This window comes from Vibrio variabilis (assembly GCF_003263785.1).
GTDB lineage: Bacteria > Pseudomonadota > Gammaproteobacteria > Enterobacterales > Vibrionaceae > Vibrio > Vibrio variabilis.
Genome location: NZ_JYJK01000084.1, coordinates 14,961 through 41,771, shown reverse-complemented (window position 1 = coordinate 41,771; position 26,811 = coordinate 14,961). Strand labels below are relative to the sequence as shown.

The window sequence follows — 26,811 nt, the reverse complement described above, 5'->3', positions numbered from 1 at the left end:
GCGAAATAATGCAACAACACACTCAACAACAGATCAAACCAAATTATCCAACGATCGCATCACTGGATGTTGATACGCTTTCCGCTGGTGAACATCGCTTTTGGTTTCAAGTTTCCACCAACGCCATGGGCGTAGGTATTCAACTGCCTGTTATCGTCATAAAAGGCGAAAAACCGGGCGCTAAGTTTATGATAACCGCAGGTGTACATGGTGATGAGCTCAACGGTATTTTGACTGCCCACAAGCTTGCGAGAAAGCTGGAACATAACGTGGATGCGGGTGTCGTCACTATCGTGCCTTCTGTGAATATTCCCGGCATTTTAAGCCACAGCCGAGATTTCAGCTCGTCGGATCCAGACGCGTCACCCGCCAACCTCAATCGATTTTTTCCAGGAAAAGTCGACGGTGATGCGGCAAATCAATATCTATATCGTCTTTGGAATCAATTGCTTAAACCAAATGCTGAGTTTGCCATTGATCTGCATACTCAAACCCGCGGCGCAACGTATCCTCTGTATGTTTTTGCTGATTTTAGACTCGAGCCTGCGCTTGAGATGGCGCGCTTAATAAAGCCTGACGTTATTCTAAACGATCCAGGTGATGCTGGTGTACTTGAAACGGTATGGAATAGCTCTGGTGTGCCGAGTATTACGATTGAAGTGGGAATGGGTAAGATCACTCAACCTGAACTCATTGAGCGCACAGTTGATGGCGTAAAACAAATATTGACTCACCATGGTCTAATGAAAGGAAGTGTCCCTGAAGTGCTACCTTGCGCGGTAGAAGGCAGAGCATTACGACCGTGCGAGCACGCCAAGGTGGTTTTGTCATCCCGCAAGTGGAATTACTGCAGAAAGTGGACGCAGACCAGCTTGTTGCAACGCAATACGATGCTTTTGGCCAAGTACTAGACCAATATTACGCTCCTCATGAAGGTACAGTGCTTAGCTACAACGTTGATAGCTTGCGTGATCCTGGCGCATTAGTCGTTCGTTTGATTCGATAGACTTAAAGGCAACGCCTAAAATTAAGTCAAAAAAAACCTCCCCTAATTCGCTCTAGGGGAGGCAAAATAGTGACCACTTATGAAGTCCCTTCTGCCTAGAGTGTGTTAATCAAGTCACCTTCTCCCTCTAAAAAAGTAACCTGATCAACACTGAGACCGATAAGTGCAAATGCTGCCAGCATTTGTCTCTACTACTAAAGCAGTAGTCGTGCCAAGTCTGTATAAATGTTTAAAGTGTTGATTTTATTTACAAATTAATGAGGTTGGCTTTTGAAGCTATCGAGGAGAAGAGAGCGGGGTGGTGCATTTGCACTAAAATAGGGAAGGCTGAGCGGGATGCCCAGCCTTAAAATACGAAGCTATCTAAATGATTGGCAGTGGTTTAGATGCCGGAGTACAACAAATTAGAAATCGTAACGCAGGCCTAAGCGCATTGAATCTTCTGCATCCATGTCCGTTAGGTTGCTAGATTCACCTTTTTTAAGGTTGTTTAGCTTAAATGCTACGTAAGTGCGTAGATTGCTGTTGAACTTGTACTGACCCGTAAGTTCGTAGAAGTTTGTTTTTTCTTTCTCAGCAGTGGCTACTTTGTCTTTTTCAGTGTTTTGGTATGCAGCCATCACAGAGAAACCGCCACCGATTTTGTAGTTCGCAGATACTTCCGCACCTTTAAATTTAGTGCCTTTTGACGTGTCTAGATCACCTTGGGTGTACGTGCCACCAAGTTCAAGACCCGCGATCTCGTATGTTAAACCAGCGATGGTTTGCTTTTGATCGCCGTTTGAATCCTTACCTGCGCCATTTTGCGAGTAACCAAGACCTAGGCCAAGACCGAAAGGTAGTGCGTAGCGAGCTGCAATACCGTAGCCATTAGAGTTACTCTCTTGGCCTGCAATAGCGCTCGCTTCTACAGTCAACGCATCGGCAAAGTAGCCTGAGTACTTAACAGTGTTGTTGATTTGCTCGTTACCAGACGTGATGAACTCTTTTTGCGCACCGGTGTAGATTTGGCCGTTATCAGACATTTGAGAAATGATCACGCCAGCAGTATCTTGCGACCGAATGAAACCGCACCGAAATCAGTCTCTAGGCCAGCGAACATGTAACGTTGTTTGATAGTTTCTTCTTTGCCACTTGCTTTTTTAGCGCTGTGTTCGATTTCCCACTTACCAAAACCTGCTAGTTTGTCGTTGATTTGAGTTTTTCCTTTGATGCTTAAACGTGCACGGCTTTGGTTATCCATCGAACCTTCGAGTTTTTTACCGTCAGAGTTGCCGCCGAAGTCACCACGAATTTCCATACGACCGCCAACCTCCAAAGAAGTGCCTTCGCTGTTGTAAACTTCTGCTGCGCCTACCATGCCAGACATCAATGCTGAAACAACTGCACTTGCCAATACTGCTTTTTTCATTTTCTAAATACCTTGGTTATCAAAAATGAGCTCTGTCCTCAAAGTCGACGGCTAAGGTATGCGGCGTTTATTAAGTTTATATTTCAGTTTAATTAAGAGAAAAATACACATTCTATATTGTTTTCAATATGTTATTTGTTGTGGTTCATTGTTGTGATGAGATATTTGGGTGGTTTTTGGTTGACCTTGGTGGGTCAAGGTCTGGATGATTATATGCTTGCTTTGTATGGTTTTGATTTAAAAGAAAAATGCCCGAGAACATCGTCTCGGGCATCGGTGCACTAATAGTACAAGTCTAACTTTAGAAGTTATAGCGTAGGCCTAGACGTAGTGAGTTGTCTGCATCTTCAGCAAGAGTAGAGCTATCTGCCTTCAAGTTGTTGATTTTGTATGTTGCGTAAGCACGGATGCTCTTGTTGAAATCGTATCGACCGGTCAGCTCGATAAAGTCATTAGTGTTGGTTTTGTCGCCGTTGTCTGCTTTTTCTTCTGACTTAGCGTAGGCTGCGATGACGCGGAAACCGTTACCAAACTTATAGTGACCAGCAAGCTCAGTACCAGTGAACTCTTTAGCATCAGTACCTGTCGCCTTGTCGTTGATATCACCTTGAGTGTATGAACCCGCGATGTAGAATGAACCAATCTCATAGCTTAGGCCACCAATAAACTGGCTTGAACTGCCGTTATCTTGACCTAGTGTTTCGCCAAGATCACCAGCAGAATAGCCAAGACCGATACCTAGGCCGATTGGCAGCTGGTAAATACCAGAAAGACCGTAAGCGTTGTTACTTTTCTCGTCACTTGCCACGAAATCCGCTTCAACCACTAATGCATCCATAAAGTCGCCAGTGTACTTGATGGTGTTGTTGACTTGCTCATCACCGGCAGAGATGAAGTCTTTGTTGGTGTTGGTGTGTGTGCCGATATCGGTCATTTTAGAGACTTGCACGTTAGCGGTATCTTGCTTACCGAATGAGAATGCACCAAATTGAGTACCGATACCTGCATACATGTAACGTTGTTTGAAGCTGGTGTTTGCTGAGCTGTTGCCACCGTTGTCTTTGTCACTATTTTGGATTGTTTGCTCAGCTTCGTAGAAACCAAAACCAGTTAGGTTGTCTGAAATCTGAGTCTCACCGCCCACATTTAAGCGAAAGCGTGATTTGTTTTCCATTGTACCGTCAAGTTCTTTACCAGAAGATTTACCTTGAAAGTCACCACGGAACTCAGCACGGCCACCAACTTTTAGAGTCGTACCGTCTTTGCTATACACTTCAGCCGCCAGAGTTGAACCTGATGCCATTGCTGCAACCACTGCACTCGCTAGAACTGCCTTTTTCATTTTCTCATTACCTTTTTGTATGGATGACAAGACTTCATGTCTTTGTTCGGTTGCGATTAAGGTATGGTTTTCTTGTGACAGATAAATGTGAGTTATATTACGTTTTGATTTAAATGGGGTTTTCTAGTTAGTGGGGTGATGGTTGATGTGAGACAAAAGAAAAGGGCGAGTGAACTCGCCCTTATGTATTGGTTAACCTCGAGGGTTAGAAGTCGTAACGTAGCGCCAAACGCAGTGAGTTGTCTGCGTCTTCAAGGTTGTTTACCTTGTAAGTAGCGTAAGTGCGTAGTGAGCTATTGAAGTAGTAAATGCCTGTTAGCTCATAGTAGTCACTGATGTCATACTTAGATCCAACGGCAGGGTCAATCTCACCTTTTTGGTAGCCTACGAGTGCTTGGAAGTTGTTCTCAAACAAGTAGTGAGCAACGAACTCGTAGCCAGTAAAGTCGTTGTCTCCCGGTAATACTGCTAGCTTAGAACCTTCACCTTGTGTGTAGGTACCTGCAACATATAAACCTTCCCATTTATAGTTAAGGCCTCCGATAAATTGCGTTGAGTCTTGAGCATTTGGATTCTCATTCGCTGCATAGCCAAGACCGATGCCAATACCTATAGGTAGGGTGTAGATACCAGACAGAGCGTAGCCATCTTCATCAGCTCCCTCAGCAGCAAGCAAGCTGGCTTTGACCGAAAGTGCATCCATAAAATAGCCAGAGTAGTTCAAGGCGTTGTTGATTTGCTCATCACCAGCCGCGATGTAGGTTTTCTGGATACCACTGTGCGTTGATACGTTATCTGACATTTGTGATATTTGAACTGTCGCAGCATCTTGCTTACCAAACGTGACGGTATTGTCACCAGCGACTAAACCAGCATACATATAACGCTGTTTAAAGGCCGTATTGCCAGTGTTTCGGTTATCCCCACCGTTATTGACAGTTTGTTCTGCTTCGTAAAAGCCAATGCCATTTAGGTCATCGGTAATACGCGTTTCACCGCCTACATTGACACGAAAACGAGATGCGTTGTCCATCGTGCCTTCAAGCTTTGCACCACTCGCTTTGCCCTGGAAATCACCACGGAATTCCGCACGACCACCGATGCTTAGAGATGTACCATCTGAGTTATAGACCTCTGCTGCAAGTGCTGAACCAGAGACGAGTGCTGTTGTAATCGCCGTAGCGATGGCTGCCATTTTCATAATTCTATCCTTTAATTATTTTAACCACTGCAATGTTTCCACTGCGCGATCGCCCCGATACCACTCTAAGAACGATCTACTTGAAGGATAGGACGCCTTTTGAATGTTTCCTCACTGATTGGTGTAAAGTTCCATCTTATCTGTAATTTTGTGATCTAATGCTCATATATCACCCAATTCATTAGTAGTTTTGTAACTCATTTCTCCAAGTGCGCGTTCTCTATGTGCTGCGCTAGCAAGATCGACTCTGATTTGTCTGACTAAAACAGTTGTTTTACTAACTAAATAGTTAATAGGGTTTGTTTGGAATTTGAACAAAATAGGGTGCGTAACATCACAAAATGCACCCCAAAAGATCTAAATTGACTAAAAATCACTGAATTGACTGCTTCTTTTATAACGCTTTATGATTTTTGTTTTCTCTATAACCTTTTGTATTTTCTTGTTTTATTTAAATAGAAAACAGTGTTTTTAATGTTTTACGTCTTTTTATGAAGTCTTTGGGAACTTTGAGGTTAGAGTGGCTCTCGTCATGTTAATCCAGCGTTACATCAAGGTGGGTTGCATGCATGGGTGTTATGTCTGTGTGCGTAACCACTTAATGAACGTGATGTCATCCAGCGAGATGATACAAAAACTTGAAATATGGAAATCCCAATGAACAAAAACATTATCGCACTAGCAGTGGCAGCTGCTGCATTCGGTACTACTGCACAAGCAGTTGAGCTATACAACAACGACGGTTCTACTTTCTCTATCGGCGGTCACGCGACTGTTGGCGTTGCTGGTGGTGACGAAGATCACTTCGCAGTAGACGAGAAATCTCCACGTATCAACATGGAAGCAACTCAAGACCTAGGCAACGGCTTCACGGCTGACGTTAAAGGTGAGTGGGCGCTTAACATGCTTAACGGCGGCGACAACTCTTTCACTACTCGTCTTGGCTACATCGGTGTTTCTCACGATGAGTACGGTCGTCTTGCAGCTGGTACACAGTGGTCTCCATACTACTCTGCAGCAGGTATCGCTGACCAACCAATCGCGTTCGCGAACGACTTCCTATACAACAACCACGGTGCATTCGGTACAGGTCGTGCTGACAAGCTAGTTGCTTACACTAAAGGTTTCGATTTTGCTGACGCTGGCGCACTGAACGTTGGTCTAGGTTGGCAGGGTTCTCAAGACATCAAAAACGGTGATGTTAAAACTGGTATGACTGATGACCGTGGTCAAGTGGCTCTTGGCTACGATATCGCTGGCTTCAACGTGAACTACGCATACACAGGTGGTGACATCCAGCATACGTCTATCACTGGTACAGAAAAAGCACAATCTCACGTAGTTTCTGCTAAGTACGGTACGTACGGTAAAGGTCTATTCGTTGCTGGTGTATACGCAATGAACGACTACATGAACTACGATGACGCTGCTAAGCCTGGTTACGCTGATCTACTTGAAGAGTCTCGTGCATACGAAGCTATCGTAGCTTACGGCCTAACTAACAGCCTAAACCTAAGCATCAACTACGAGTCTGTAACTGATGAAAAACTAGGTGAAACAGTGTACGCGACTTCAGCAATCCAAGCTGAATACGATATTCACCCACGCGTACGTGCTTTCGTAGGTTACGAATTTGACCTAGAAGGTACTGGTTACTACAAAGAAAACAACAAAAAGAACAACCAATACGCAGCTGGCGTACGTTTCTTCCTATAATAGAAACAGTTAGTCTTTTGAATGTAAAAACCCGCTCAGCTGAGCGGGTTTTTTTATACCAAACGCCTTTATTAATAGGTCGTCTGGATGTGTGCGATTTGTGGTATTTGTAGAAAAAATGCATAAAAAGTAAAAATATCTTACAAAAGCTGACTATTACTCATCTTATCTCAACTCTGCTGCTGCTATGTGTCTGATATTGAATGACTAAGTGGTTTTTCTGGTTGGCTTTTTAACTCTTCATTTCATTTCACGTCACATCGTGGAACTTCCCGTTTAAAGTAACTCCATATCGCAAATACATGTTTTTCATGCACTTGAATTGAGCGAATTGTTAATACAGGCGTTCAAGTAGTGCGATTAACACCCAATTACTTGAGTTTTGCTTCTCGCTGTTATGGATAGAAAGAAGCGCTTAAGTATGAAACTGTCATATGGAAGTCATTATGAACAAAACACTACTAGCAGTAGCGGTTACAGCTGCAGCAATCGGTACTCAAGCTAACGCTCTAGAAGTTTACAACAACGAAGGCACTGTAATGAACATCGGCGGTCACGTGACTGTTGGTCTTACTGGTGCACACAAAGGTCAAGACGCTCGCGTTGAAGAGAAGTCTCCTCGTCTAAACGTTGAAGTAATCCAAAACCTAGGTAACGGCTTCAAGGCTGATTTCAAAGCTGAATGGCAAATGAACATGCTTGAAGGTGCTGAGAACACGTTTAAGACTCGTCTAGGCTACATCGGTCTTGGTCACGAGACTTACGGTCGTCTAGCTGCTGGTACACAGTGGTCTCCATACTACATGGCAGCGGGTGTGGTTGATACGCCAATCGGTTGGTCAAACGAATTCCTATACGACAACCACGGTTTCTTCGGTACGGCACGTGCTGAGAAGATGGTTGCTTACTCAAACACTATCGACTTTGACACAGCGGGTGCTCTGACTATCGGTGCAGGTTGGCAAGGTGCTAATACTGTTTCTGAAACAATTAAATACAACGATCTAGGTGAAGTAGCTAAGCCTGGTGAAGCGGTTGATTCTACAAAAACACAGACGTGGTTGTACTCTCAAAACCGTGCTCAAATCGCAGCGGGTTACGCTATCAACGGTTTCAATGCAAACTACGCGTTTAACTCTGGTAACCTAACAGAGCGCGGCGTTGCACGCACAGCTGAGTCTCACATTGTTTCTGGTAAGTACGGTAACTTCGGTGCAGGTCTATACGTTGCAGCAACTTACGCTTCAAACGAGTACATGAACTCTTACGACAACCGTCTACTAAAAGACACCAAAGCGTTTGACTCTGTTCTTGCTTACGGTCTAGACAACGGTCTTAACCTAATCGTTAAGCACGAAGAAATGAAAGACGACGAGCTAGGTCTACGCGTTAAGTCTGGTACTTCTGTACAAGCTGAATACACTATCTCACCACGCCTACGTGCATACACGGGTTACAACTACGATAACCAAGGTGAAGGTAAATACAAGAAGCAGAAAGATCACCAATTCATCATTGGTACTCGTTTCTACCTATAATCACTTAGTTTGATTAGACAAAAGGCGCTCTCATAGAGCGCCTTTTTAGTGGCTGGCATTTAGAGTTTTGCCAATACCTCATCAGAGTCTGTTTCAGTTTGCATAGACTCTATGAGTTTAAGTAAGTGGCGTTTATCCCATTCAATCGATTGTTGTCCCATAGTGTTCGCACTCATAGCTTCAATCTCTTGTTTGAGCGCTAAAATAGAGGCGGTCGAAAAACGTTCTTCTTTGCACCATTTCTCAAATTGAGCGTGAGCGGCTATCGCATCGCCTGCTTGCACAGCTTGAATCAACTTATTCTTTGAAGTTTGCGCGTTGTCGCCAGTCTTTACTGATGGCGATACTGAGCTACGTTTCTCTCTAATCCAAAGTCCCATAAATGCCACCCAAAGCGTGGCAAACAGCGCTGTTAACCACGGCCAAAACCCCGAGTCGTGAACAACGACCTCCGTGGACGGGGGGTAGGTGATGCTGATAACACCGCCGCGCTGTCCTCACCAGCCGTAATTTCGACCTCAAGGCCTTTGAGCGTGGTCGTCGCAGCTTGTTTTGATTTTGTGTCCCACCATTGGATGTCTACGCTTGGCAGAGCCGCGATTTGCGGCGATTTAGCGATTAACACTTGTTTGAGAGTCATCGTAACCGAGCCATTAGCATTCTCAGTGAAGCTTGGCTTCTCCGGGTACACTCTAAACGCAGTTGGATTGCGGATGCTGAGTTCGGGCATTTGCTCAGCAGAGACTCCTTGGGCAGTCACCGTTAAAGTTCGCGTCAAAGCATCACCAGTTTGCATGGTTACTGAGTTAGCAGTGATAGATTCTCCGTTATCTCGCGTCCATGTTTGTGAAGCCTTGAGTGAAGGCGTAGGCAGCCAAATGCCGTTATAGTCTTCAGGTACTGGCAATACAGAAATGTCCACCTCCGGGGCCTTACCATCAAGATTCAAGATCTTCGTACTGCCCCCACGTTGACTGCCATACAAAACACCACCTCGCAGCGTTGGAGCGATAATAGTGTAGTCGCCACTTTGTGTAGCCGTCACTCGGTAGCTCTGATCAACAATTAATACTTCTACACCGTCCATGACTGCTTGGTACTGTTTTGGCTCACCAAGCGCGGTAATATCCAAACCAGAGGCGATAGGGTCGCTAAGAGCAGGGTTTTGCAGCATTCTCGGATCAACCTTGACGATGATACGTACATCCAGAGTCGTGCTTTCTTTCGGATACAGTTCCGCTTTGCCGATTTGAGTTCTCACTTCAATCAACTCGTCTGCGGTAGGTGTTTGATCATCCATGGTCACGGTGAGAGTAATGGGCGCAGTGGTCACGCCATCAACATCGAAACTTGGGATGGTGAGCTTACCGAGGCGCTGCGGCGCAATGGCAATGGTCCAAACACTGCTATCACGGCGTGTACCGTTGAGAATATTCACGGATGAACTAAAGCTAGGTCTTCCCATGAAAAAGTCATCGCTCAGTGCATCGAAATTGACTTTGCTGCCATCAAGTTTTTCATCGGCGGCAATTTTAAGCTGGATGACCTCATCCTTACTGACATTGGTTTTCGTCACGCTAGCGGTGACATTCAGCGCCATAGCGGCAAAGCTGCTGGTGATAGACAGCAGTGCGACGGCGATATTTGTACATAGGTGTTTCAATTTCATTCTTACTACCAGTTGTTGTCCGTTGCAGACGGAGCCGGTTTATCTTTGGCTTGAAGTAACATTTGTGCTTTTAGGAGCAAACTTGGGTCGCGCACGCTTTCTACTTGCTCGAGTTGACGTAAGTCCGTATTTGCTTCTTGTTGTTGGCTATTTGAGGTTGCTGCCTGGCTTTGTTCTGACGGTTCATTTGAGGTTTGCGGTGCCTCGCTTTTTAGTGGTTCTTGCCTGGTTGGAGACTGTTGTGATTCCTCTAGCGCTTCACTGCCTTGTGGATTTGAGCCTTGCTGTTCAGAGTCATCATTTGGCTTTACATCGTGCTCTTGAGCGCTCTCGCTCGCTGCATGGCTTTGCGATTGTTGTTGCTCTTCATCCGATTGGCTTTGCTGGGATTGCTCTTCTTGCGAGCTGTTGTCGCTTTGACTCGCGTCTTTTTGCGACTGACCTTGCTTATCCTCAGCATCCCCCTCAGGCTTTTGTTGCTGTTGCTGTTGCTGTTGCTGTTGCTGTTGCTGTTGCTGTAAGAGCGCCAAGTTATATTTTGCATCTTCATGCTCGGGATCTCGAGCTAATACGTCCTGATAGGCTTCAATAGCCGCTTCAATCTCACCACTTTGAGCTAAAGCATTGCCTTTGTTGTAAACGTCTTCAACATTATTCAATCCCTCCAATGCGGAGATTGCCGACGAATAATCTTCAGCTTCGTAGTAAGCGGCTGCTTTCCACCTTGCGTTTTCAAACAGATCGGCCGCCTGCTGGTAGTTACCTTGAGAGAATGCCTCAGCGCCACGTTGATCGCGATTTTTTAAGGCACTGTCTAACAAAGATGCCTGCGAAGATGGCGCGTAACTCGCGGAGAGTAACATCGCTACTGACATCGAGAATAGAAAGCCTTTGCGAAACAATGGTAAAACGAGTAGTACCACCAGTGGCATTAGCCAGTAGCCGTGGTTGATGGGTATATCGAGTGACTGATTTTGGCTGTCAGCGACTTGTTGATAGCGAGATGTGCTTACTAGACGCTCAATATCGCCGTTATCACTTTGATAGCGCGCGAACTGGCCGCCAGCTGATTTAGCCAGGTTGCGCATTTCACCGAAAGGAGTTTTGGCTACTACTGTGTTGCCTTTATTGTCGGTCAGCAGAGAGCCATTGGCGAGTGGAATTGGCGCGCCGCTTTGACTGCCAAAGGCAAGTATCGATAAACTAAATCCAGTCCCGGAAAGCTGTTTTTGGATCTGCTCGGACTCATTAGTGCTTAAGCCATCGGCAAACAGTACGATTTCACCTCGACTCATTCCCGCTTGCTCCATCAGATCGACGGCTTGTTTGACAGCAAGATCGGCTCGTGCCCCTTGAAACGGCATAATTTCTGGAGAAAGGTATTGAATGGCGTTAGCGAGTGTTGCCGAATCGGTGGTTAATGGGCTGATGGTATAAGCATCCCCGGCGTAGGCGATGAGCCCGTTTGTCCTTGGTCGAAAAGAGGCAAAATATCGAGTGCTTTGTAGCGGATCTGCGCAAGACGCGTTGGTTTTATGTCCGTCGCGTAGACCGATTGCGACATATCCAACACCAGCACTCGAGCATTCGCCGATTGAGCCCCAGGTTTTTCTGCATTGCCAAAGCTTGGTCCTGCTAAGGCAATGATAGTGATAAGTAGAAAAGGCGATAGCCAATAGAGATTGCGACCTCTTGAGTCACTTTTCCCGAGTGCTTTTGCCAAGTGGCTAGCCATGATCTCTGATGCACGTTGACTTGTTGCTAACCAAAATAGGATGCCGATAGCAGGTAAAGTAAGCCAAAGCATTTGAGGGTAGAGAAATTGAACGCTAGACATCATTCCTCCTAATTACAGTAATAAGTACAATGCAAATTAGCCCGATAGAAGCAGGAAGAGGGAACCACTCTGTATGTGGTCGCCAAGACTGAGTGGCCTTTTGAACCGGTTGGAGTGCATTGATGGTATCGTAGATCGTATTGAGCTCTTTAGCGTCGCGAGCACGGAAGTACTGCCCACCGGTGAGTTTCGCGATATCGATGAGGCTTTCTCATCCAGGTCTTCAGCGGTATTGACAGTGCGCGTCATAAAAAACTCTCGTACTTGCATCTCACCAGCGCCGATACCTATGGTGTAGATGGTTGTATCATTACGATTTGCTATTTCTGCCGCTTTCATAGGGTCTAGCACGCCAGCATTATTACTGCCATCACTGAGTAGGATCATCACGCGTTGCGGAGCGTCGCCATCAATAAAGGTTTTCGTGGCAAGTCCAATTCCATCGCCGATAGCCGTTTGGGTTCCAATTAGCTTGAGAACGGTTTGATTGAGCTGGGTTTGAATGGCCTTGCGATCGAACGTTAGTGGCGTTTGTAAGTATGCATGGTCAGCGAAGTAGACAAGTCCTAAGCGGTCACCCTCACGACGTTCAACAAAATCTGAAACCACACGTTTTACCGTTGAAAGACGATCTTCGTAGTCGCCATCATGCAGCATGTCTTCGCGAGACATTGAGTACGATAAATCAATGACTAACATCATATCGCGATGTTTTGGATAGACGGTAATGGGCTCATCAAACCATACAGGCCTTGCGCTGGCGGTGACGAGGGCAACCCAAGCTAAAATCGCCATTGCTTTGCAAAATCGATCGCGTTGGTTAAGGCGTGCATGTATTCCATCCATATGCGGTAAGGTGATTTGTGCCCGCCGGACTGGAACAGAGCGCAACCGGTAAATGACCATTGGAAGTGGAAGCGCGAGAAACATCCACCACCATTCAAAACCAAACCCGCTCATGATTGCTTCCAATTTCTGAACTTACGTTTAGGGGGAAGGGCATGCTCTACCCAATGAAGGCAATCGTTCACGAGTGCATTGTCCGTATCTTGACTGTCTGCGCCATTGCTGCTGTCAGCTTTACGGTAGAGTGCGTGTTGCCACTGTGAGTCCTTCGCTTTAAATCGAGGATCATCGAGCTGAGAATCAAGAAACGCTAGCCACTGCTTACCACTCAGTTTGGCAATATCCTCACGAGGAAAATAACTGAGAGCGGCTTGCCTAACGATCTCTATTGCCGCGGAAGGCGAAGAGCTAGAATGGGTTCCAATAAGTTTAATGGCAGCCTTTTTAGCCCGCGCTTTGCGTGTGTAGTGGCGTGTAAGCCAAACTAAAAGCAAAGCCGTAATGATAACTGTCGCGAGCAGTGCCCAGTAACCCCATGGAAGTGGCCAAACCCCTGGAGCTTCAGGTAGGTGCAATGGCTTTAAGGGGAGTGGGTGAGTTTGCGTTGATGCGTTCATAATAATGGTACTAATTAAAACGAATAAGTTGAGAAAGCAGCGGGCTACCACTTGAAATCAGCGATAGAGCGATACCGCTTTTCGATAGTTGAGTGGCTAGCTGCTGGTTTTGAGCGTCAAAGACGTCGGCAATATGGCTTTTAACACCTGCACTTGAAAAGTCGAGCGAGAGCTCTTGGTGCTTTCCGATGACTTTCTGAGTCCCCCGAGCGTGAGTTTGCCCAGTTTCAATAGGGTCAAAGATTTGCACGGCTCTCACTCGATTATGCTGCGCTAAACGGGTGAGAGCTTGGATCTGAGGTGCACTTAACTCGGAAAAATCACTGAGAATAATCACCTCGCTCCCTTTTTTACATAGATTGCTTAGGACATTGAACGGATCGCTTTGAGCGCTCAAGGGATCGGTGCGCGATTCATCTTTCAACAACGGTTTCTGTTGTAAAAAGCGGTTATGTTGTTCGCACAACTGACTCAGTAAACGCATGACTGACTTGCGAGAACTAGAGGGTTTAATTTCGATGAGTTCTGAGCCAACTCTGATCACTGCTCCCACACGATCTTTACTGCTGAGCACAACAAACGCCAACAGCGCCGCTAAATGGCATTGCTGTACCGATTTGAGCAGAAGCCTTGTCCCCGTGAGCATACTTGCGGTTAAGTCTACAAACAGGACAACCGGGCGCTCACGTTCTTCCGTAAACAGTTTAGTGTGTACTTTGCCGGTGCGCGCTGTCACTCGCCAGTCGATTTGGCGAACGTCGTCCCCCGCTTGATATTGTCTTACCTCAGAAAATGTCATGCCTCGCCCTTTTCTAGGACTCGCGTGAGCACCATTGAGTTGAGACCAAATACTTTTCGCTGGTGGCTGCCAACGCTGGCTGTGTGTTTGATAGAAACACAACTCTTCGATGGAGACCGTGACGCCATTGGTTGCCTTTGGAAGTTTTCCGTCTTCGATAAGCTGCGCAAGTGTATCTTTAGGTGCGTGGCTTTTAGATATTCCACGAGACAATGATTTGAGCAGATTCAACATATCGCGCCCCTAAAGCCTCTAACGTTCTTACCCATTACGCCGACGCCACGGTATTGAGAAGCTCTTCAATGACAATATTCCCAGTCACCCCCTCTGCTTGAGCTTGGTAACTCAGCAGCAAACGATGGCGAAGCACTGGATAAATGACTTGATGAACATCTTCAGGGCTCACGAAATCACGGCCAGCGAGCCATGCGTGTGCACGAGCCGCTCTATCTAGGCAATCGTCGCTCTCGGACTCACCCCCATTTCTACCCAGTTCGCTAACTTTTGGCTGTAGGTGTCAGGTTGCCTTGTTGCCATCACTAGGCGAACGATATAACGTTCGATGGCATCCGCCATATGAATAGCCAGTACCTCTTGGCGCGCTTTAAAGAGAGTTTCTTGGCTGATTTTGCCTTCAAACTTTTGGAGCTCTCCCTGAGCTTCCCCTCGGTTGAGTCTTAGAATCGCGAGTTCGCTCTCTTCGTTTGGATAATCCACTTCTAGGTGCAGCAAAAAGCGATCAAGCTGCGCTTCTGGAAGTGGGTACGTACCTTCTTGTTCAATCGGGTTTTGAGTCGCCATCACCAAAAATAGCTCAGGAAGGGCGTAGGTGGTTTGTCCCACACTGATTTGCTTCTCTGCCATGGCTTCTAGCATTGCCGCCTGCACTTTTGCGGGCGCGCGGTTTACTTCATCGGCAAGGATTAATGAATGAAATATTGGTCCTGGCTTAAACTGAAACTCACCGGTTTCAGGGCGGTAAATATCAGTACCTGTGAGGTCAGAAGGCAGAAGATCTGGCGTAAACTGCACGCGATGAAAGCTGCCTTCAAGCAATCTGCCAGAGATTTTACGGCACGAGTCTTTGCAAGCCCCGGAGGACCTTCAACCAAAATATGGCCATCGGCGAGTAGGGCGATGAGCAGCTGTATGACTAGATTGTCTTGACCAATAACTTGGGATTGCAAGTAACGTTGTAGTTGTTGGAAAGACTGTGCTGGCATGATGAAAATTCCTTATTGCAGTTACGAACGCATAGATAACAACATAGAAACGCTAAAGAGCGAAAAGTTCCAAACTCTAGGTCATTGTTTTGTGAATATATAACTTTGGGTTGTTTATCGGAAAGTTCAAGAGCAAAACGATGCAAAAGCAAACAGGTGCGTAGAGCGTTCTACGCAATGTTGGTACACGCCCACTAAAACAAGTACAATCACCTCAGTTTACAAGTATTGATGAGGTTAATCATTATGAGCGATTTTGAGAAAGAGCTAGAGCAAATGGCTTCTCAAGTAGAATCTGAGCCTGAAGTGGCATTGCCATCGATTGAAGAGCAACGCGAAATCGCGGCAGAGCTCAAGCGACTAGAAGCGGAAGGTAAGTTGACGCCGGAAGTGCTAGAACACTATTTTGGCAAATTCAACAAAACCAACCAGACCCCAATTCACTAATAACCTCTCTCTGCACTGAAACAGTACTCTCACAGCCCGCAGCGACTGTGAGAGTTAGCTTGTCTAATACCGCAACATTTCATAGGTAAACTTTGGAACTATCTGATTTATAAAGTCTATTCGATCGTTTAGCATTGTCGATATTTTTGCCTATTCTGACCGATGTCTCATTATTGAGACGAATCGATAACCAACTGTTTCTCATCAACTTAAAAAATGTAATGCGTTTCATTGTGATGGAGATCAACTTGACGATCATGCTGTGTAGGTTTTATTTATTAACTTGTAAGCAGTAGGAAAGAATCACAATAATTAGACGAATCACATGGAGTGATATATGAAACCGGCTCAGAACCAGAGTCAACGTGTGGTATTGTTGGCAGCAAACACGCTTCAATCATGCCTACTTAAAGACGTTGTTGAACAAAACTTGGAGATCAGCATTCAGTTGTGCACTCCAGACAGGCTTAATCATCAACATCAATCCGCTCTTCGCGGCGCAGATGTTGTCGTCATTGATCAATCCACGCTGAGTTCAAATCAGTTAGAGCGATATCAGGGCATCAAACCCGCATTGTGTAGTCAGGCAAAAGAAGTGCTGATTAACGCCAGCCCCGGCGTGAGGCAAAGTGAGCTACTAAAATGGCAAAACCTTGTCGGTATTTTTTACATTAATGATGATATGAATAAGCTCATCAAGGGCTTCCGCTGTATCTTAGAAGGTGAAATGTGGATGAGTAGAAAATTACTTCACGAATATGTCACTTTTTATCGAGAACGATTCTGCTCCTCAACGAGTGCCAGCTTCACAACCCTAACTAAGCGTGAGCAACAGATCATCAAGATGTTGGGGGATGGTGCCTCGAATATCGAAATTGCAGAAGCTTTGTTCGTCAGTGAAAATACCGTTAAGGCTCACCTGCACAACACCTTTAAAAAGCTCCACGTGACCAACCGCGTGCAAGCTTTGATCTGGGCGAAGAACAACATCGCCGCTAGGGAATATGTAACCTAGTGCGATTCTCAAAATTGAGAAACAAACTCTAACAATCTGAATGTACAGCTCAATCTTTCACTCAGTGCGACTATGTTACCCGTCGCACTGCGAATCCTTTGTTATACTCAGAGAGTGGTTGAGCAAGTATGGATACGATGAAAGGAGTCTGCGATGCCCAATGACAAGCAAGCCACCCGTAGCAATGCAATATTGTTGGCAGGAAATAGCTTCAATCTAACTTGCTGAAGGAATCGTTGGAAGCGAAGTTGCCGTTAGAAATACGTTTGGTTTTTCCCGAACAGATGAGCGAGAGCCGTAATGGCTCTCTTTGTCATGATTCGGATTACATAGTCATTGATTTCGCCGCAGTGGGGCGAAGTAACATCAATACGTATCTGGAGCGTGTCGAGGGTAATGAAAAGCCCTGTAAAGAGATCTTGCTCAATTCTCCCGATAACCTAGCTCATGCCGAGATGTTACGCTGGCAAAATCTGGTTGGCGTCTTCTACGAGACCGACACATTAGACACCCTAATCCATGGCTTTGAGCGCATTCTCGATGGTGAGCTGTGGATGAGCCGCAAACTCGTGTATGAGTATGTCCATTTTTACCGACGTAGACAGTGCGCAAAGACCAGCCCCTATTACACTAAATTGACCAAACGTGAACAGCAGATCATAAAACTTCTTGGAGATGGTGCTTCCAATACTGAGATAGCAGATTCGCTGTTTGTGAGCGAAAATACGGTCAAAGCTCACCTTCACAACGCATTCAAAAAGATAAAAGTTAAAAACCGCCTGCAAGCGCTACTGTGGGTGAAAAATAACGTCGCCTCTAATGAGTTTATCGAGTAGAGCTTTCGCCATAGATGACCTTAGGATGCTCAGTCACAATTAATATGATAAAAAACAGGGCCACGGGTAAGTTCCTTTTTCCGCGTAGCCCTGTTTGCTGCTTGCTTGTTGTGTTGATGGGGATTCAAAGAATTTCAGTGGTTGCTTGTGAGTACTTTTCAATGATTGGGTGCTGCATCGCGCCTTCCTCTCGTGATGACCACATACCGCGTTCCATTCCCTCGACAATTAAATGAATCACAGCTGCGTCAATTGCGGACATGATGGCGATATTGACAGGCTCATTGTTGCTGTAGCCGAGTTCGACCTCCAATAACTCCTTGTAATCAATAAACCTAAACGCACCCAGCCCAATTTCGTGGGAAGAAATGGTTTTAGAGGTGGTGACGCTAATCAGTACTCGTCCTGTTCTGACGTCGACAGCTCTCAAGTTCACTGTCACTTGGTCTGTTCGATATTGCCCTGATGCACCAACCCCAAGGTATTTAGCGCCTACCCACCAGTACGAATGTTTGAATCGTAGGCGACAATGCCGCCTTCAATCACAATATTGGCTGAACTGAGTGATGATAAATCAGTCCCATGATTGTTAACGACGGACTCTTTCTTTTGAGCTGCGCGGATGATCTTGCGCTCAGTCAACAGGTTTTGGAGACCTTCACGCTCAAGAGGGACAAACCAATTGGAATCGAGTAAAGAGGTGGTCAGAAGAGAAGTCCCTCCTTGAGGTACCGCGGTGGAGAAGTTACTGTTTGGTTGCGGTTTGTATTGTCCAGTTTGGTCTCTGAAATCATAGACCGACACCATGATCTTGCCCGTTGGTCGAGGGAGTGATGTTAAGTCCGAATAGGTTGCGCCGCGCGGCATTAGTTTGGGTTCAGCGGCAGTATCTGGAATATCGAGGGAATAAGCGCATCCGCCCAGTATTAAGGACATCGCTAATATAACAATGGGTTTCATAATACGTTCCTTGTAAATTTTTCTAACTACACTTGACTACAAATTAAGATCTCCCAACTGGTTTATGCCAGAAACTAATATTTCTGAGCTTTCACCCGTCGCTTTATCGAACAATTGAATAGTCACACCACCATTACCACCGTCAACAATATTTAAAATGAAGTTGTCTGTTTCAAGTTGACCTGAATTACCATTTCCAACTTCAGAAAATAGTTGATTGATGAGTTGAGATTCTAGCCTTTCTGCAAGTCGGTCGAGTGCAGTTTCAGACTCAAACCCAAAATCGTTGCCACTGTTGGGAGCAGAGTAATCATTGATAGCATTAGCATGATTAATTAATATTGTGCTATTGAGTGGGTTACCTCCAAAACTAGGGTTTATTGGAGTGTATATTAATTCTGTGGCGTTAATTGCCCCAGAACTCAATAAAGCAGCGAACAAAAGAAATTTCCTTGTGTGTCTCATTTCTATCACCCTAAAATTCGTCATGGTCTAAGTCGTAAGTGTCTTGCAGTAGCCTTTGTGCCTCCCAGCGAACCATATAATTGCCCACCACTCGTAACGCATCGCCCGCTCGGTCTTGTGCTTGCCTGCGACCCGGTGACAATGCGGTTCTAAAAATCACTTTTCTAGAATGCTTCACCTCGATAATGCTTCCCGATAAGGCCGTTGGGATCTCTACAACAGTCAAATTTTCCTCAAAATTGGGGTACCTATCGTTAAGCTTTTGCGAAAAGAAGAAGTAGAAATCTTCCCCTAGGCGCGTAATGGTCCTATCGACAATCAGCCCACTCACTTCACTAAAATCTTCGAATGGGCTTGGGGCTCTAGGCTGTCCCTTCGGTGATTGAAGTTGTCGAATTGCCTCCTCGATTATCTGCTTTTCTTCTTCCTTACTCACATTTTTCGACTCCGACGCCAAGGGGCAGAAGGAGGTCAAATACGCAATCAAGTAGACAGCGGTCGTCAATATTGAGCACAACCTAGAAGGCGAGCGATTTACGTAAGTAAATAACTCGTCCGTTTTTGATTGGCGTGCACTGAGTCTCGACATATGAAATCCATTTCTATAGTGAGCGTATCCTTTGAAGTAAGTCTATGTGCTGAATGAAAAGTTTTATATCAACTTAAGGATTAGATGTTAAAGGAAGTTATTAACACAAATAGTTTTGCTTTGGGTGGTAATTTACGCTTTAGAGTTAAGTAAACATTTTAATAACTGATTATAAGTTTATGGTTATCTTACTAGCCACTGAATAGACTTTAATCACAAGGGCGCTTTAGACCTTTGATATGGGAAAGGTGGTAAGGATGAATATTGAAACTAGTAAATGTCGTTCAGTAATTAAGAATGTTTTAATCTGTACAACATTAGCGTCTTTATCTTGCGTCACTTTGGCATCAAATGATCTTGGTGTGGGTGATTTTTTATACGGCATGGAGGGTAAAGGAATAGAAAATGAACTTCAAGAGCTGTCATATATGGGTGGAGACTTAGATAATTATTCCGAAGTCAATATAACCAACGCTACTTTGTCTCGAGCAACCATTGTTCAAAATAGTCGAGGGGTGGAGGCTGGAAATAAGGCGAAGGTGACGCAACAGGGCTACAGGAACGGAGCGAAGGTGACTCAACAAGGCAGAGCGAATATTGCAATCGTCAGGCAGTCTGGTGTGGGTAATCGTGCTGAGATCGCCTCTTATGGTGTTGGTAATGAAGCTGTAATCGTTCAAGAAGGTCATTTAAATCGTGCTGCGATCGGCCAGGTAAGTCTGGGTGGCAGCAGCATCAGTGTTAACCAAGAGGGCGTGGGTAACGTCGCGTTGGTAGGAAGGGTTGGCGCAGCCGATATTGGTATCAACCAGACGGGTGGAGACAGTATCTTTATCAGTCCGGCGAGCAATATCAATATTCAGGTCAACCAATAAAAACGGATTGCACTGAGTGGAGCGTAAGCGCCTCTTTTTGCAATGCTGCCTCGGTTTGAGGCAGACAGTCGACTATCAGGAAATATAAGGAAATTACGTCATGAAAAAAGTAGCAATTGGTGTAATCAGTGCACTTGCTGTCACGTCTTTTTATTCACATGCTGCACTTAATCTAACGTTAGATAATGAAGTTGTCGGTGATGGTGATATCACTAGTTTGTTGAGTAATGCGCCAGACAATGTACAAGATACAGACATGGTAGATGCGTCAGACAATACCATCACGATTGAACAGAACAGTACTGGGATTACAAATGGTAGTGCAGTCAAAGTTCAATTGGCTGATAACGATAACAGTTTGATTGATATCTATCAGAGTAATGACGCAACAACGGGAAATCGTCCAGGTCCTGATGGTGAGAACAGAGCGTTTGTTCATTTCGATTCTCCGAGCTCCTCTTTGTCTCGTCATGACAATAATGACGCCGAGATCGCACAGTATGGCGATCGTCATGAAGCCTATATCAGAGTGGCTGGCGGTCGAGCAACAGATAATGAGTTTACCATCAAGCAAGATGGTGATGCACATGACGCTTCAGTCTTTGTGTTAGGTGGCGGGGACGATAATGAAGTTGATATTGACCTAGAAGCCTTTAACAACAACGTGACGGTCACGTTGAGTGGTGCAGGCGCAGACGATAACGATATTGATGTTAAAGCCACCGACGGTAGCGATCGAAATGAAGCAACGGTATTTGTCAGCGGTGCCGACAATGACATCGAGGTAGAATTTGACGACCGCAGTGATGATAACCAAGTTGATATTACTGCTAGCGGCAATGACAACGATGTTGACGTTAAAATTGATGATCGCAGCGATGATAACCAAGTATTGGCAAATGTATCAGGCGATGACAACGACATCGACGTCGACATCGACGATGATAGCTACGACAACAGTGTCTACGTTAATGTATCAGGTAACGATAATGATGCAGAAGTGGATATCGATGACTGGAGTGATCGTAACATGGTAAGCATCATGCAATCGGGTAGCTATAATGACTCTCGAGTCCGTATTGATGATCGCAGTGATGATAATATTGTCGAGACAACTCAAACGGGTAATGACTCTTGGTCAGACGTAGAACTAGATTGGGGTAGTGATTACAATCAAGTCTATGTCACGCAAAACACAAACGACCACTCTGACGTTTATGGTTGGAACGCGGATTACAATGTCGTGACAGTAACACAAAACTAAACACTCTAAGTTGTTGAGTATAAAGCGGTGCATTGCACCGCTTTTTGATTTGTTTGGAGTCGTGATGAAAATACTCATTTTGTCGATTATTTGTGCTTATAGCTCATTGGTGTTCGCGAGCAGCATGCTTCAGGACGTTGAGTGTGAAGTGGGATCTGAAACCAAGCTTACCTTCAAAGTGAATAACAGATTTGAACATAGTAACGATAAGCTTGTTGTTGTGACGTCTTCAGGTAATACGCTTGGGATTATTGCTTCGAAAGGCATTGCCCATTTAACGCTTGGAAAAGACCAGTTTCCAATTCGTGTATCGACGGGGCGATCCGGTGTCGTGTGGTCTATTAATGATCAGTGCCATGTAGAAAAATAAAGCCCCTAAACTCAAAGAGTTTAGGGGCTTTCAGCAAGCAAAGGTGCTTAAAACTATTAGATAGACTGGCTTATACGCCCGCTTCTTTGTATAGGCGGCGACAAGCCTTACCATCACTATGGAACAAGTGACAACGATGCGCTGGAATACCAATTTCAAACTTATCGCCAACTTCAACAGCAAGCGTGTCTGGTTGACGGTAGATAACGTCAGCATCCGCTTCTTCTAGGTTTAGGTAAACTTGAGTTTCGTTACCTAGTTTCTCAACGATCATCACTTCGCCGCCCACTTTCGCATCGCCTTCTTCCGCAGATACTAAGTGCTCAGGACGTACACCCATCGACATACGATCGCCTTTGTTGACTGTTGTGCCGTCAACTGGGATCCAGAATGAATCACCATCAGCAAGCTGAACTTTCACGCGCTCTGCTTCTACTTCTTCAATGAACACGCTCATGAAGTTCATCTTAGGTGAACCAATGAAGCCAGCAACGAAGCGGTTGTCTGGGTAGTGGTATAGCTCAAGAGGCTTACCAACCTGTGCAACATAGCCTGCATCTAGTACCACAATTTTGTCTGCCATGGTCATTGCTTCTACTTGATCGTGTGTTACGTAGATCATGGTGCAGCCAAGTTGGCGTTGAAGCTTGGTGATTTGTGAACGCATGTTTACACGAAGCGCGGCATCTAGGTTAGATAGTGGTTCGTCTAGTAGGAATACGTTTGGCTGAGAAACCAAAGTACGGCCGATAGCCACACGCTGACGCTGACCACCTGAAAGTGCTTTAGGTTGGCGCTCAAGTAGGTGACCTAGCTGTAGAATTTCTGCTGCGTGTTCAACGCGGCGGTCGATTTCTTTTTTGTCTGCTTTAGCAAGCTTAAGACCAAATGACATGTTGTCATAAAGGTTGAGGTGAGGATAAAGTGCGTAAGACTGGAATACCATACCCACGCCGCGCTTCGATGGTTCAACATCGTTCATGCGCTCTTCACCAATGTATAAATCACCGGACGTGATGTCTTCTAAACCTGCGATACAACGTAGTAGAGTTGATTTACCACAACCTGATGGACCAACAAAGACAACAAACTCGCCTTCGTTGATTTCTAGGTCGACATTCTTGGAGATCAGTACGTCGCCGTACGCTTTACTAACATTTTTTAACGTGACACTCGCCATGTAGCTCGTCCTCGATTCATTTTTTCTTTCCGTCGGTCATTATAGAGATAATTCGACAGGTAATAATAGTAGGAAATTGGTCAGTGTGACTCCAACTACGCGGTTTGGAGTTCTGGGAAACTGTTGCGTGATGATTCTAGGTTTTGATGTTCCTTAGTATGTGCAAATAGTCCCAAATGGAAAGAAAAAAGGGTGGCGCTGTACGATTTGGCGCCACCCTCAAAGCCAAGACTTCGCTAGTATCCCCCGACACAAACTGAATACCTCCCCCGTAAAATACATTTACCACTAGTGCTTCAGTTTGTGACTACTTGGCGAGTCCGGCGATGAAAACCCAGTATTACGTTCCCTGTAGAAGTTCATTCCTTAAAGAAACTGTCAGAGCATTTGCTCTTACTGGTAAAGGGTTCTTACCATCCACTCTTGGATGACTGCAGTTTCCTTGATTCAGGTCGCTGGTACATCCTCCTGACAAAAATAATTATGGGGTAGTAGGGAAGGAGGAGGAGGGTGGGGGGAGAATGGTTGTGTGAGATCTTGGTCAAAGATTTGCGCCTGATAATAGTGAATTCTGTCACAACAGGAGATTGTTTTGTGATGTTGATCTATAGTCTTGGGCGATTGAGGTCACGGAAATCAACGCTTGTCGCGAGGGCGTAGAGAGTAGGATGATGAGAGCTTGCTGTATTTTTAAGATGATACTCATCGAAACTTGGGAAATCCTCTGGATGAACCTACGATCAAAACTATAAAAAGGATATAAACATGAAAAAAGCCCTAAGCACTGTAGCACTAGGTACTCTAGTCGCTCTAGGTTCTTTTGGTGCAAATGCTGCTATCGAAGAAGGACAACTCACTATTTGGATCAATGGTGATAAAGGTTACAACGGTCTTGCAGAAGTAGGTAAAAAGTTCGAAGAAGACACAGGTATTAAAGTGACAGTTGCTCACCCTGATGGTCTAGAAGCGCGCTTCCCTCAAGTTGCAGCGACTGGTGACGGTCCTGATATCGTATTCTGGGCACACGACCGTTTCGGTGAGTACGCTCAAGCAGGTTTGCTGGCTGAAATCAAACCTTCTAAAGCAACGAAAGAAGGCATTGTTGACTTTGCATGGGACGCAGTTAAGTACGATGGCAAAATCATCGGTTACCCAGTAGCAGTTGAGTCTCTATCTCTAATCTACAACAAAGACTTGGTTCCAAACCCACCTAAGACTTGGGAAGAAGTAGAAGCATTGAACGCAAAACTTGCTAAAGATGGCAAGACAGCAATCATGTGGAACCTAAAAGAACCGTACTTCACATGGCCACTAATGGCTGCTGATGGCGGTTACGCATTCAAATACAACGGTGGTAGCTACGACGTTAAAGACGCAGGTATCGCTAAACAGGGCGTGAAAGACGCACTTACTTTCGTTAAAGGTCTAGTAGACAAAGGCGTTATTTCTGCAGATATGGATTACTCAGTATCTGAGTCTGCGTTCAACCAAGGTAAGACGGCAATGACTATCAACGGTCCGTGGTCTTGGGCGAACATCGAGAAGTCTGGTATCAACTACGGTGTGGCGACTCTACCTAAGTTCAACGGCCAAGCTTCTAAGCCTTTCGTTGGCGTACTAACAGCGGGCATCAGCACTGCGTCACCTAACCGTGACCTAGCGGTTGAGTTCCTAGAGAACTACCTACTGACTAACGATGGTCTACGTGAAGTGAACAACGACAAGCCACTAGGCGCTGTTGCACTGACTTCATTCCAAGACGAGCTAGGTGCTGATGCACGTATCGCTGCGACAATGGACAACGCGATGAACGGCGAAATCATGCCTAACGTTCCACAAATGAGTGCATTCTGGGCTTCTGCTAAGAACACAATCATCAACGTGGTAGACGGTCGTCAATCAGTAGAAGCAGCAGTTGCTGACGCTGAAAAGCAAATGACGAAGTAATTTTCTAGAACAACCCTTTTAAGGAGGGGGTAACCCCTCCTTCTTTTCTATTTTTTTTGTATTATCGCTAGCAGGTCCTTTTATGCAGTCAGTTCAAGGTACAGATGCCATGTCAGCAGAAACTAATACAGTTCCAAGCAGTAAAAAAGTGTTCATTAAGTGGGGACTTCTTGGCTCAGTGGGACTTATCAATGGTTATGCGACTATTCTAATGTATTCCCGCGGTGAGCTTGCATTCGCATTGCTTACTGTGATTCTTACCGCTCTGGCACTCTATATTTTCGGCAGTAAGAAAACGTACGCGCACCGTTATATCTACCCAGGTATTGCGGGTATGATCCTTTTCATTCTTTTCCCTTTGGCGTACACGGTTGGCTTGGCCTTCACGAACTACAGCGCGAAAAACCAGCTTTCCATAGATAGAGCGCAAAGCGTATTGATGCAGCGCACTTTCCAAAGTGGTGAGAGCTATTCGTTTGAGCTTTACAAGACAGACAACGGTCACCGCATCTATGTGAAAGACGGCGAACAGCTGCTCACAACGCCTGATTTTGATATCACTAATCCTTCTGCAGACTACGATCTTTCTGCGGCAGAAGTGCCAGTTGGTGAGAAAGAGAAGATCAAAGCAATCATTCAAAATCGTGCGAAGCTCAACACGGTTGACCTTCATATGCCAGATGGCTCTGACATCCGCATGAGCGGTCTACGTAAATTTGCTTCTGTACAACCGCTATACACTATGGTGGAAGGTACAGACGACATGCGTAACAACAAAACGGGTGAACTACTTCGTCCTAACATGGAAGTGGGTTTCTACCAGCCAGTGAGTGACAATGGCGAGTTTGTTGGCAATACAGTATCACCTGGCTTTATTGTTGGCATTGGTACCCACAACTTTGAGCGTGTTTGGAAAGATGAGGCATTAAAGAGCCGTTTATCAGCATCTTTATCTGGACGATTGTGTTCTCAGCAGTGAGTGTGGCGCTAACGGTTCTTATTGGTCTTGTATTGGCGAGTGTGGTTCAGTGGGAAGCGCTGCGCGGCCGCTCTATCTACCGCGTGCTACTGATTCTTCCATACGCGGTACCTGCATTTATCTCGATTCTAATCTTTAAGGGTTTGTTCAACCAAAGCTTTGGTGAAGTGAACATGCTACTTGAAGGCCTATTTGGCATTAGCCTAGCTGGTTCTCAGACCCAATGCTAGCGAAAGTGATGATTCTTATTGTGAACACTTGGCTAGGTTTCCCTTACATGATGATTCTATGTATGGGTATGCTAAAAGCGATTCCTGATGATCTGTATGAAGCGTCTGCTATCGACGGCTCAAACTTCATCTCGAACTTCACTAAGATCACAATGCCACTGATGATTAAGCCGCTAACTCCGCTACTGATTGCAAGTTTTGCGTTTAACTTCAACAACTTCGTACTGATTGCTCTTCTAACGAATGGTGGTCCTAACATGATTGGTACTTCTGAGCCAGCGGGTTACACCGACCTATTGGTTAACTACACGTACCGTATCGCGTTTGAAGGTTCTGGTGGTCAAGACTTCGGTCTAGCGAGTGCAATCGCAACACTGATCTTCCTACTAGTAGGTGCACTGGCACTACTTAACCTACGCGTCACGAAAGTAGCTCAAGACTAAGGAGGC

General features: G+C 45.4%; 20 protein-coding genes and 6 pseudogenes. 11 read left to right on the top strand and 15 right to left on the bottom strand.

From position 1 onward, the window contains the following. Positions 1–8 precede the first annotated feature (8 nt). A pseudogene (locus TZ48_RS14265) lies at positions 9–1,006 on the top strand (succinylglutamate desuccinylase/aspartoacylase family protein). Positions 1,007–1,410: 404 nt separating this feature from the next. Here TZ48_RS14265 and TZ48_RS14260 read toward each other — a convergent pair. From TZ48_RS14260 to TZ48_RS14250, 3 genes and pseudogenes are all read right to left on the bottom strand, one after another. Then, positions 1,411–2,417: pseudogene (locus TZ48_RS14260) on the bottom strand (porin). Between the two features lie 301 nt (positions 2,418–2,718). Beyond that, positions 2,719–3,759 (bottom strand): porin, encoded by a 1,041-nt coding sequence (locus TZ48_RS14255; RefSeq protein WP_112479645.1) that lies wholly within the window; start codon positions 3,757–3,759, stop codon positions 2,719–2,721. Positions 3,760–3,964: 205 nt separating this feature from the next. Then, positions 3,965–4,960: a porin gene (locus TZ48_RS14250; RefSeq protein WP_112479644.1), complete on the bottom strand. Its 996-nt coding sequence runs from the start codon at positions 4,958–4,960 to the stop codon at positions 3,965–3,967. Between the two features lie 657 nt (positions 4,961–5,617). Here TZ48_RS14250 and TZ48_RS14245 point away from each other — a divergent pair. Together TZ48_RS14245 and TZ48_RS14240 are read left to right on the top strand one after the other, a co-directional pair. Beyond that, positions 5,618–6,676 carry a porin gene (locus TZ48_RS14245; protein ID WP_112479643.1) on the top strand — a complete coding sequence of 353 codons (1,059 nt, stop codon included), beginning with the start codon at positions 5,618–5,620 and terminating at the stop codon, positions 6,674–6,676. A gap of 446 nt (positions 6,677–7,122) precedes the next feature. Further along, the gene (locus TZ48_RS14240; RefSeq protein ID WP_112479642.1) at positions 7,123–8,214 is read left to right on the top strand and encodes a porin; all 1,092 of its coding nucleotides are present in this window, start codon (positions 7,123–7,125) and stop codon (positions 8,212–8,214) included. A 59-nt stretch (positions 8,215–8,273) separates the two neighbouring features. Here the strand turns inward: TZ48_RS14240 and TZ48_RS25215 are convergent, their stop codons facing one another. The 8 genes and pseudogenes from TZ48_RS25215 to TZ48_RS26145 all read right to left on the bottom strand — a co-directional run bounded on the left by TZ48_RS25215 (position 8,274) and on the right by TZ48_RS26145 (position 15,205). Next, positions 8,274–8,594 carry a BatD family protein gene (locus tag TZ48_RS25215; RefSeq protein WP_239670880.1) on the bottom strand — a complete coding sequence of 107 codons (321 nt, stop codon included), beginning with the start codon at positions 8,592–8,594 and terminating at the stop codon, positions 8,274–8,276. A gap of 32 nt (positions 8,595–8,626) precedes the next feature. After that, positions 8,627–9,883, bottom strand: coding sequence for a BatD family protein (locus TZ48_RS14235; RefSeq protein WP_239670879.1), 1,257 nt, complete (start codon positions 9,881–9,883; stop codon positions 8,627–8,629). A 5-nt stretch (positions 9,884–9,888) separates the two neighbouring features. Then, on the bottom strand, positions 9,889–11,247 hold the full coding sequence (locus tag TZ48_RS14230; RefSeq protein ID WP_239670878.1) for a tetratricopeptide repeat protein: 1,359 nt from the start codon (positions 11,245–11,247) through the stop codon (positions 9,889–9,891). Between the two features lie 53 nt (positions 11,248–11,300). Continuing rightward, positions 11,301–11,720, bottom strand: a complete 420-nt coding sequence (locus tag TZ48_RS25210; protein WP_239670877.1) for a hypothetical protein — start codon at positions 11,718–11,720, stop codon at positions 11,301–11,303. After that, positions 11,713–12,515 (bottom strand): annotated as a pseudogene (locus TZ48_RS14225) (VWA domain-containing protein). Before TZ48_RS14225 ends, TZ48_RS25210 begins: the two are co-directional and overlap by 8 nt. 161 nt (positions 12,516–12,676) lie before the next feature. Continuing rightward, positions 12,677–13,183 carry a DUF4381 domain-containing protein gene (locus TZ48_RS14220; RefSeq protein ID WP_112479641.1) on the bottom strand — a complete coding sequence of 169 codons (507 nt, stop codon included), beginning with the start codon at positions 13,181–13,183 and terminating at the stop codon, positions 12,677–12,679. 10 nt (positions 13,184–13,193) lie between these two features. Beyond that, on the bottom strand, positions 13,194–14,216 hold the full coding sequence (locus TZ48_RS14215) for a DUF58 domain-containing protein (protein ID WP_112479640.1): 1,023 nt from the start codon (positions 14,214–14,216) through the stop codon (positions 13,194–13,196). Positions 14,217–14,250: 34 nt separating this feature from the next. Next, a pseudogene (locus TZ48_RS26145) lies at positions 14,251–15,205 on the bottom strand (AAA family ATPase). Positions 15,206–15,451: 246 nt separating this feature from the next. Between TZ48_RS26145 and TZ48_RS14205 the strand changes: the two are divergent. From TZ48_RS14205 to TZ48_RS14195, 3 genes are all read left to right on the top strand, one after another. Beyond that, the gene (locus TZ48_RS14205; RefSeq protein ID WP_112479639.1) at positions 15,452–15,652 is read left to right on the top strand and encodes a restriction endonuclease subunit S; all 201 of its coding nucleotides are present in this window, start codon (positions 15,452–15,454) and stop codon (positions 15,650–15,652) included. 337 nt (positions 15,653–15,989) lie between these two features. Continuing rightward, positions 15,990–16,667, top strand: coding sequence for a LuxR C-terminal-related transcriptional regulator (locus TZ48_RS14200; protein WP_112479638.1), 678 nt, complete (start codon positions 15,990–15,992; stop codon positions 16,665–16,667). A gap of 248 nt (positions 16,668–16,915) precedes the next feature. Beyond that, positions 16,916–17,503: a LuxR C-terminal-related transcriptional regulator gene (locus TZ48_RS14195; protein ID WP_239670875.1), complete on the top strand. Its 588-nt coding sequence runs from the start codon at positions 16,916–16,918 to the stop codon at positions 17,501–17,503. A 124-nt stretch (positions 17,504–17,627) separates the two neighbouring features. On the opposite strand, the pseudogene TZ48_RS14190 reads toward TZ48_RS14195, so the two are convergent. The 3 genes and pseudogenes from TZ48_RS14190 to TZ48_RS14180 form a co-directional block, all read right to left on the bottom strand. After that, positions 17,628–18,463: pseudogene (locus TZ48_RS14190) on the bottom strand (CsgG/HfaB family protein). A gap of 36 nt (positions 18,464–18,499) precedes the next feature. Continuing rightward, on the bottom strand, positions 18,500–18,928 hold the full coding sequence (locus TZ48_RS14185; protein ID WP_112479637.1) for a curli assembly protein CsgF: 429 nt from the start codon (positions 18,926–18,928) through the stop codon (positions 18,500–18,502). Positions 18,929–18,938: 10 nt separating this feature from the next. Beyond that, entirely contained in the window at positions 18,939–19,325 is a 387-nt protein-coding gene (locus TZ48_RS14180; protein ID WP_239670891.1) for a curli production assembly/transport protein CsgE, read from the bottom strand. Between the two features lie 449 nt (positions 19,326–19,774). Here TZ48_RS14180 and TZ48_RS14175 point away from each other — a divergent pair, with 449 nt between their 5' ends. The 3 genes from TZ48_RS14175 to TZ48_RS14165 all read left to right on the top strand — a co-directional run bounded on the left by TZ48_RS14175 (position 19,775) and on the right by TZ48_RS14165 (position 22,026). Further along, entirely contained in the window at positions 19,775–20,392 is a 618-nt protein-coding gene (locus TZ48_RS14175; RefSeq protein WP_162674595.1) for a curlin subunit CsgB, read from the top strand. Between the two features lie 100 nt (positions 20,393–20,492). Then, the gene (locus tag TZ48_RS14170) at positions 20,493–21,656 is read left to right on the top strand and encodes a curlin repeat-containing protein (protein ID WP_112479635.1); all 1,164 of its coding nucleotides are present in this window, start codon (positions 20,493–20,495) and stop codon (positions 21,654–21,656) included. 64 nt (positions 21,657–21,720) lie between these two features. Continuing rightward, complete coding sequence (locus TZ48_RS14165) at positions 21,721–22,026, top strand: hypothetical protein (protein WP_112479634.1); 306 nt, start codon at positions 21,721–21,723, stop codon at positions 22,024–22,026. Between the two features lie 70 nt (positions 22,027–22,096). Here TZ48_RS14165 and malK read toward each other — a convergent pair whose 3' ends face one another. Beyond that, positions 22,097–23,206, bottom strand: coding sequence for a maltose/maltodextrin ABC transporter ATP-binding protein MalK (gene malK / locus TZ48_RS14160; protein WP_112479633.1), 1,110 nt, complete (start codon positions 23,204–23,206; stop codon positions 22,097–22,099). Between the two features lie 765 nt (positions 23,207–23,971). Between malK and malE the strand changes: the two genes are divergently transcribed. Beyond that, positions 23,972–25,153, top strand: coding sequence for a maltose/maltodextrin ABC transporter substrate-binding protein MalE (malE, locus tag TZ48_RS14155; RefSeq protein WP_112479632.1), 1,182 nt, complete (start codon positions 23,972–23,974; stop codon positions 25,151–25,153). Between the two features lie 82 nt (positions 25,154–25,235). After that, a pseudogene (malF, locus tag TZ48_RS14150) lies at positions 25,236–26,805 on the top strand (maltose ABC transporter permease MalF). The last annotated feature ends 6 nt before the right edge of the window (positions 26,806–26,811 follow it).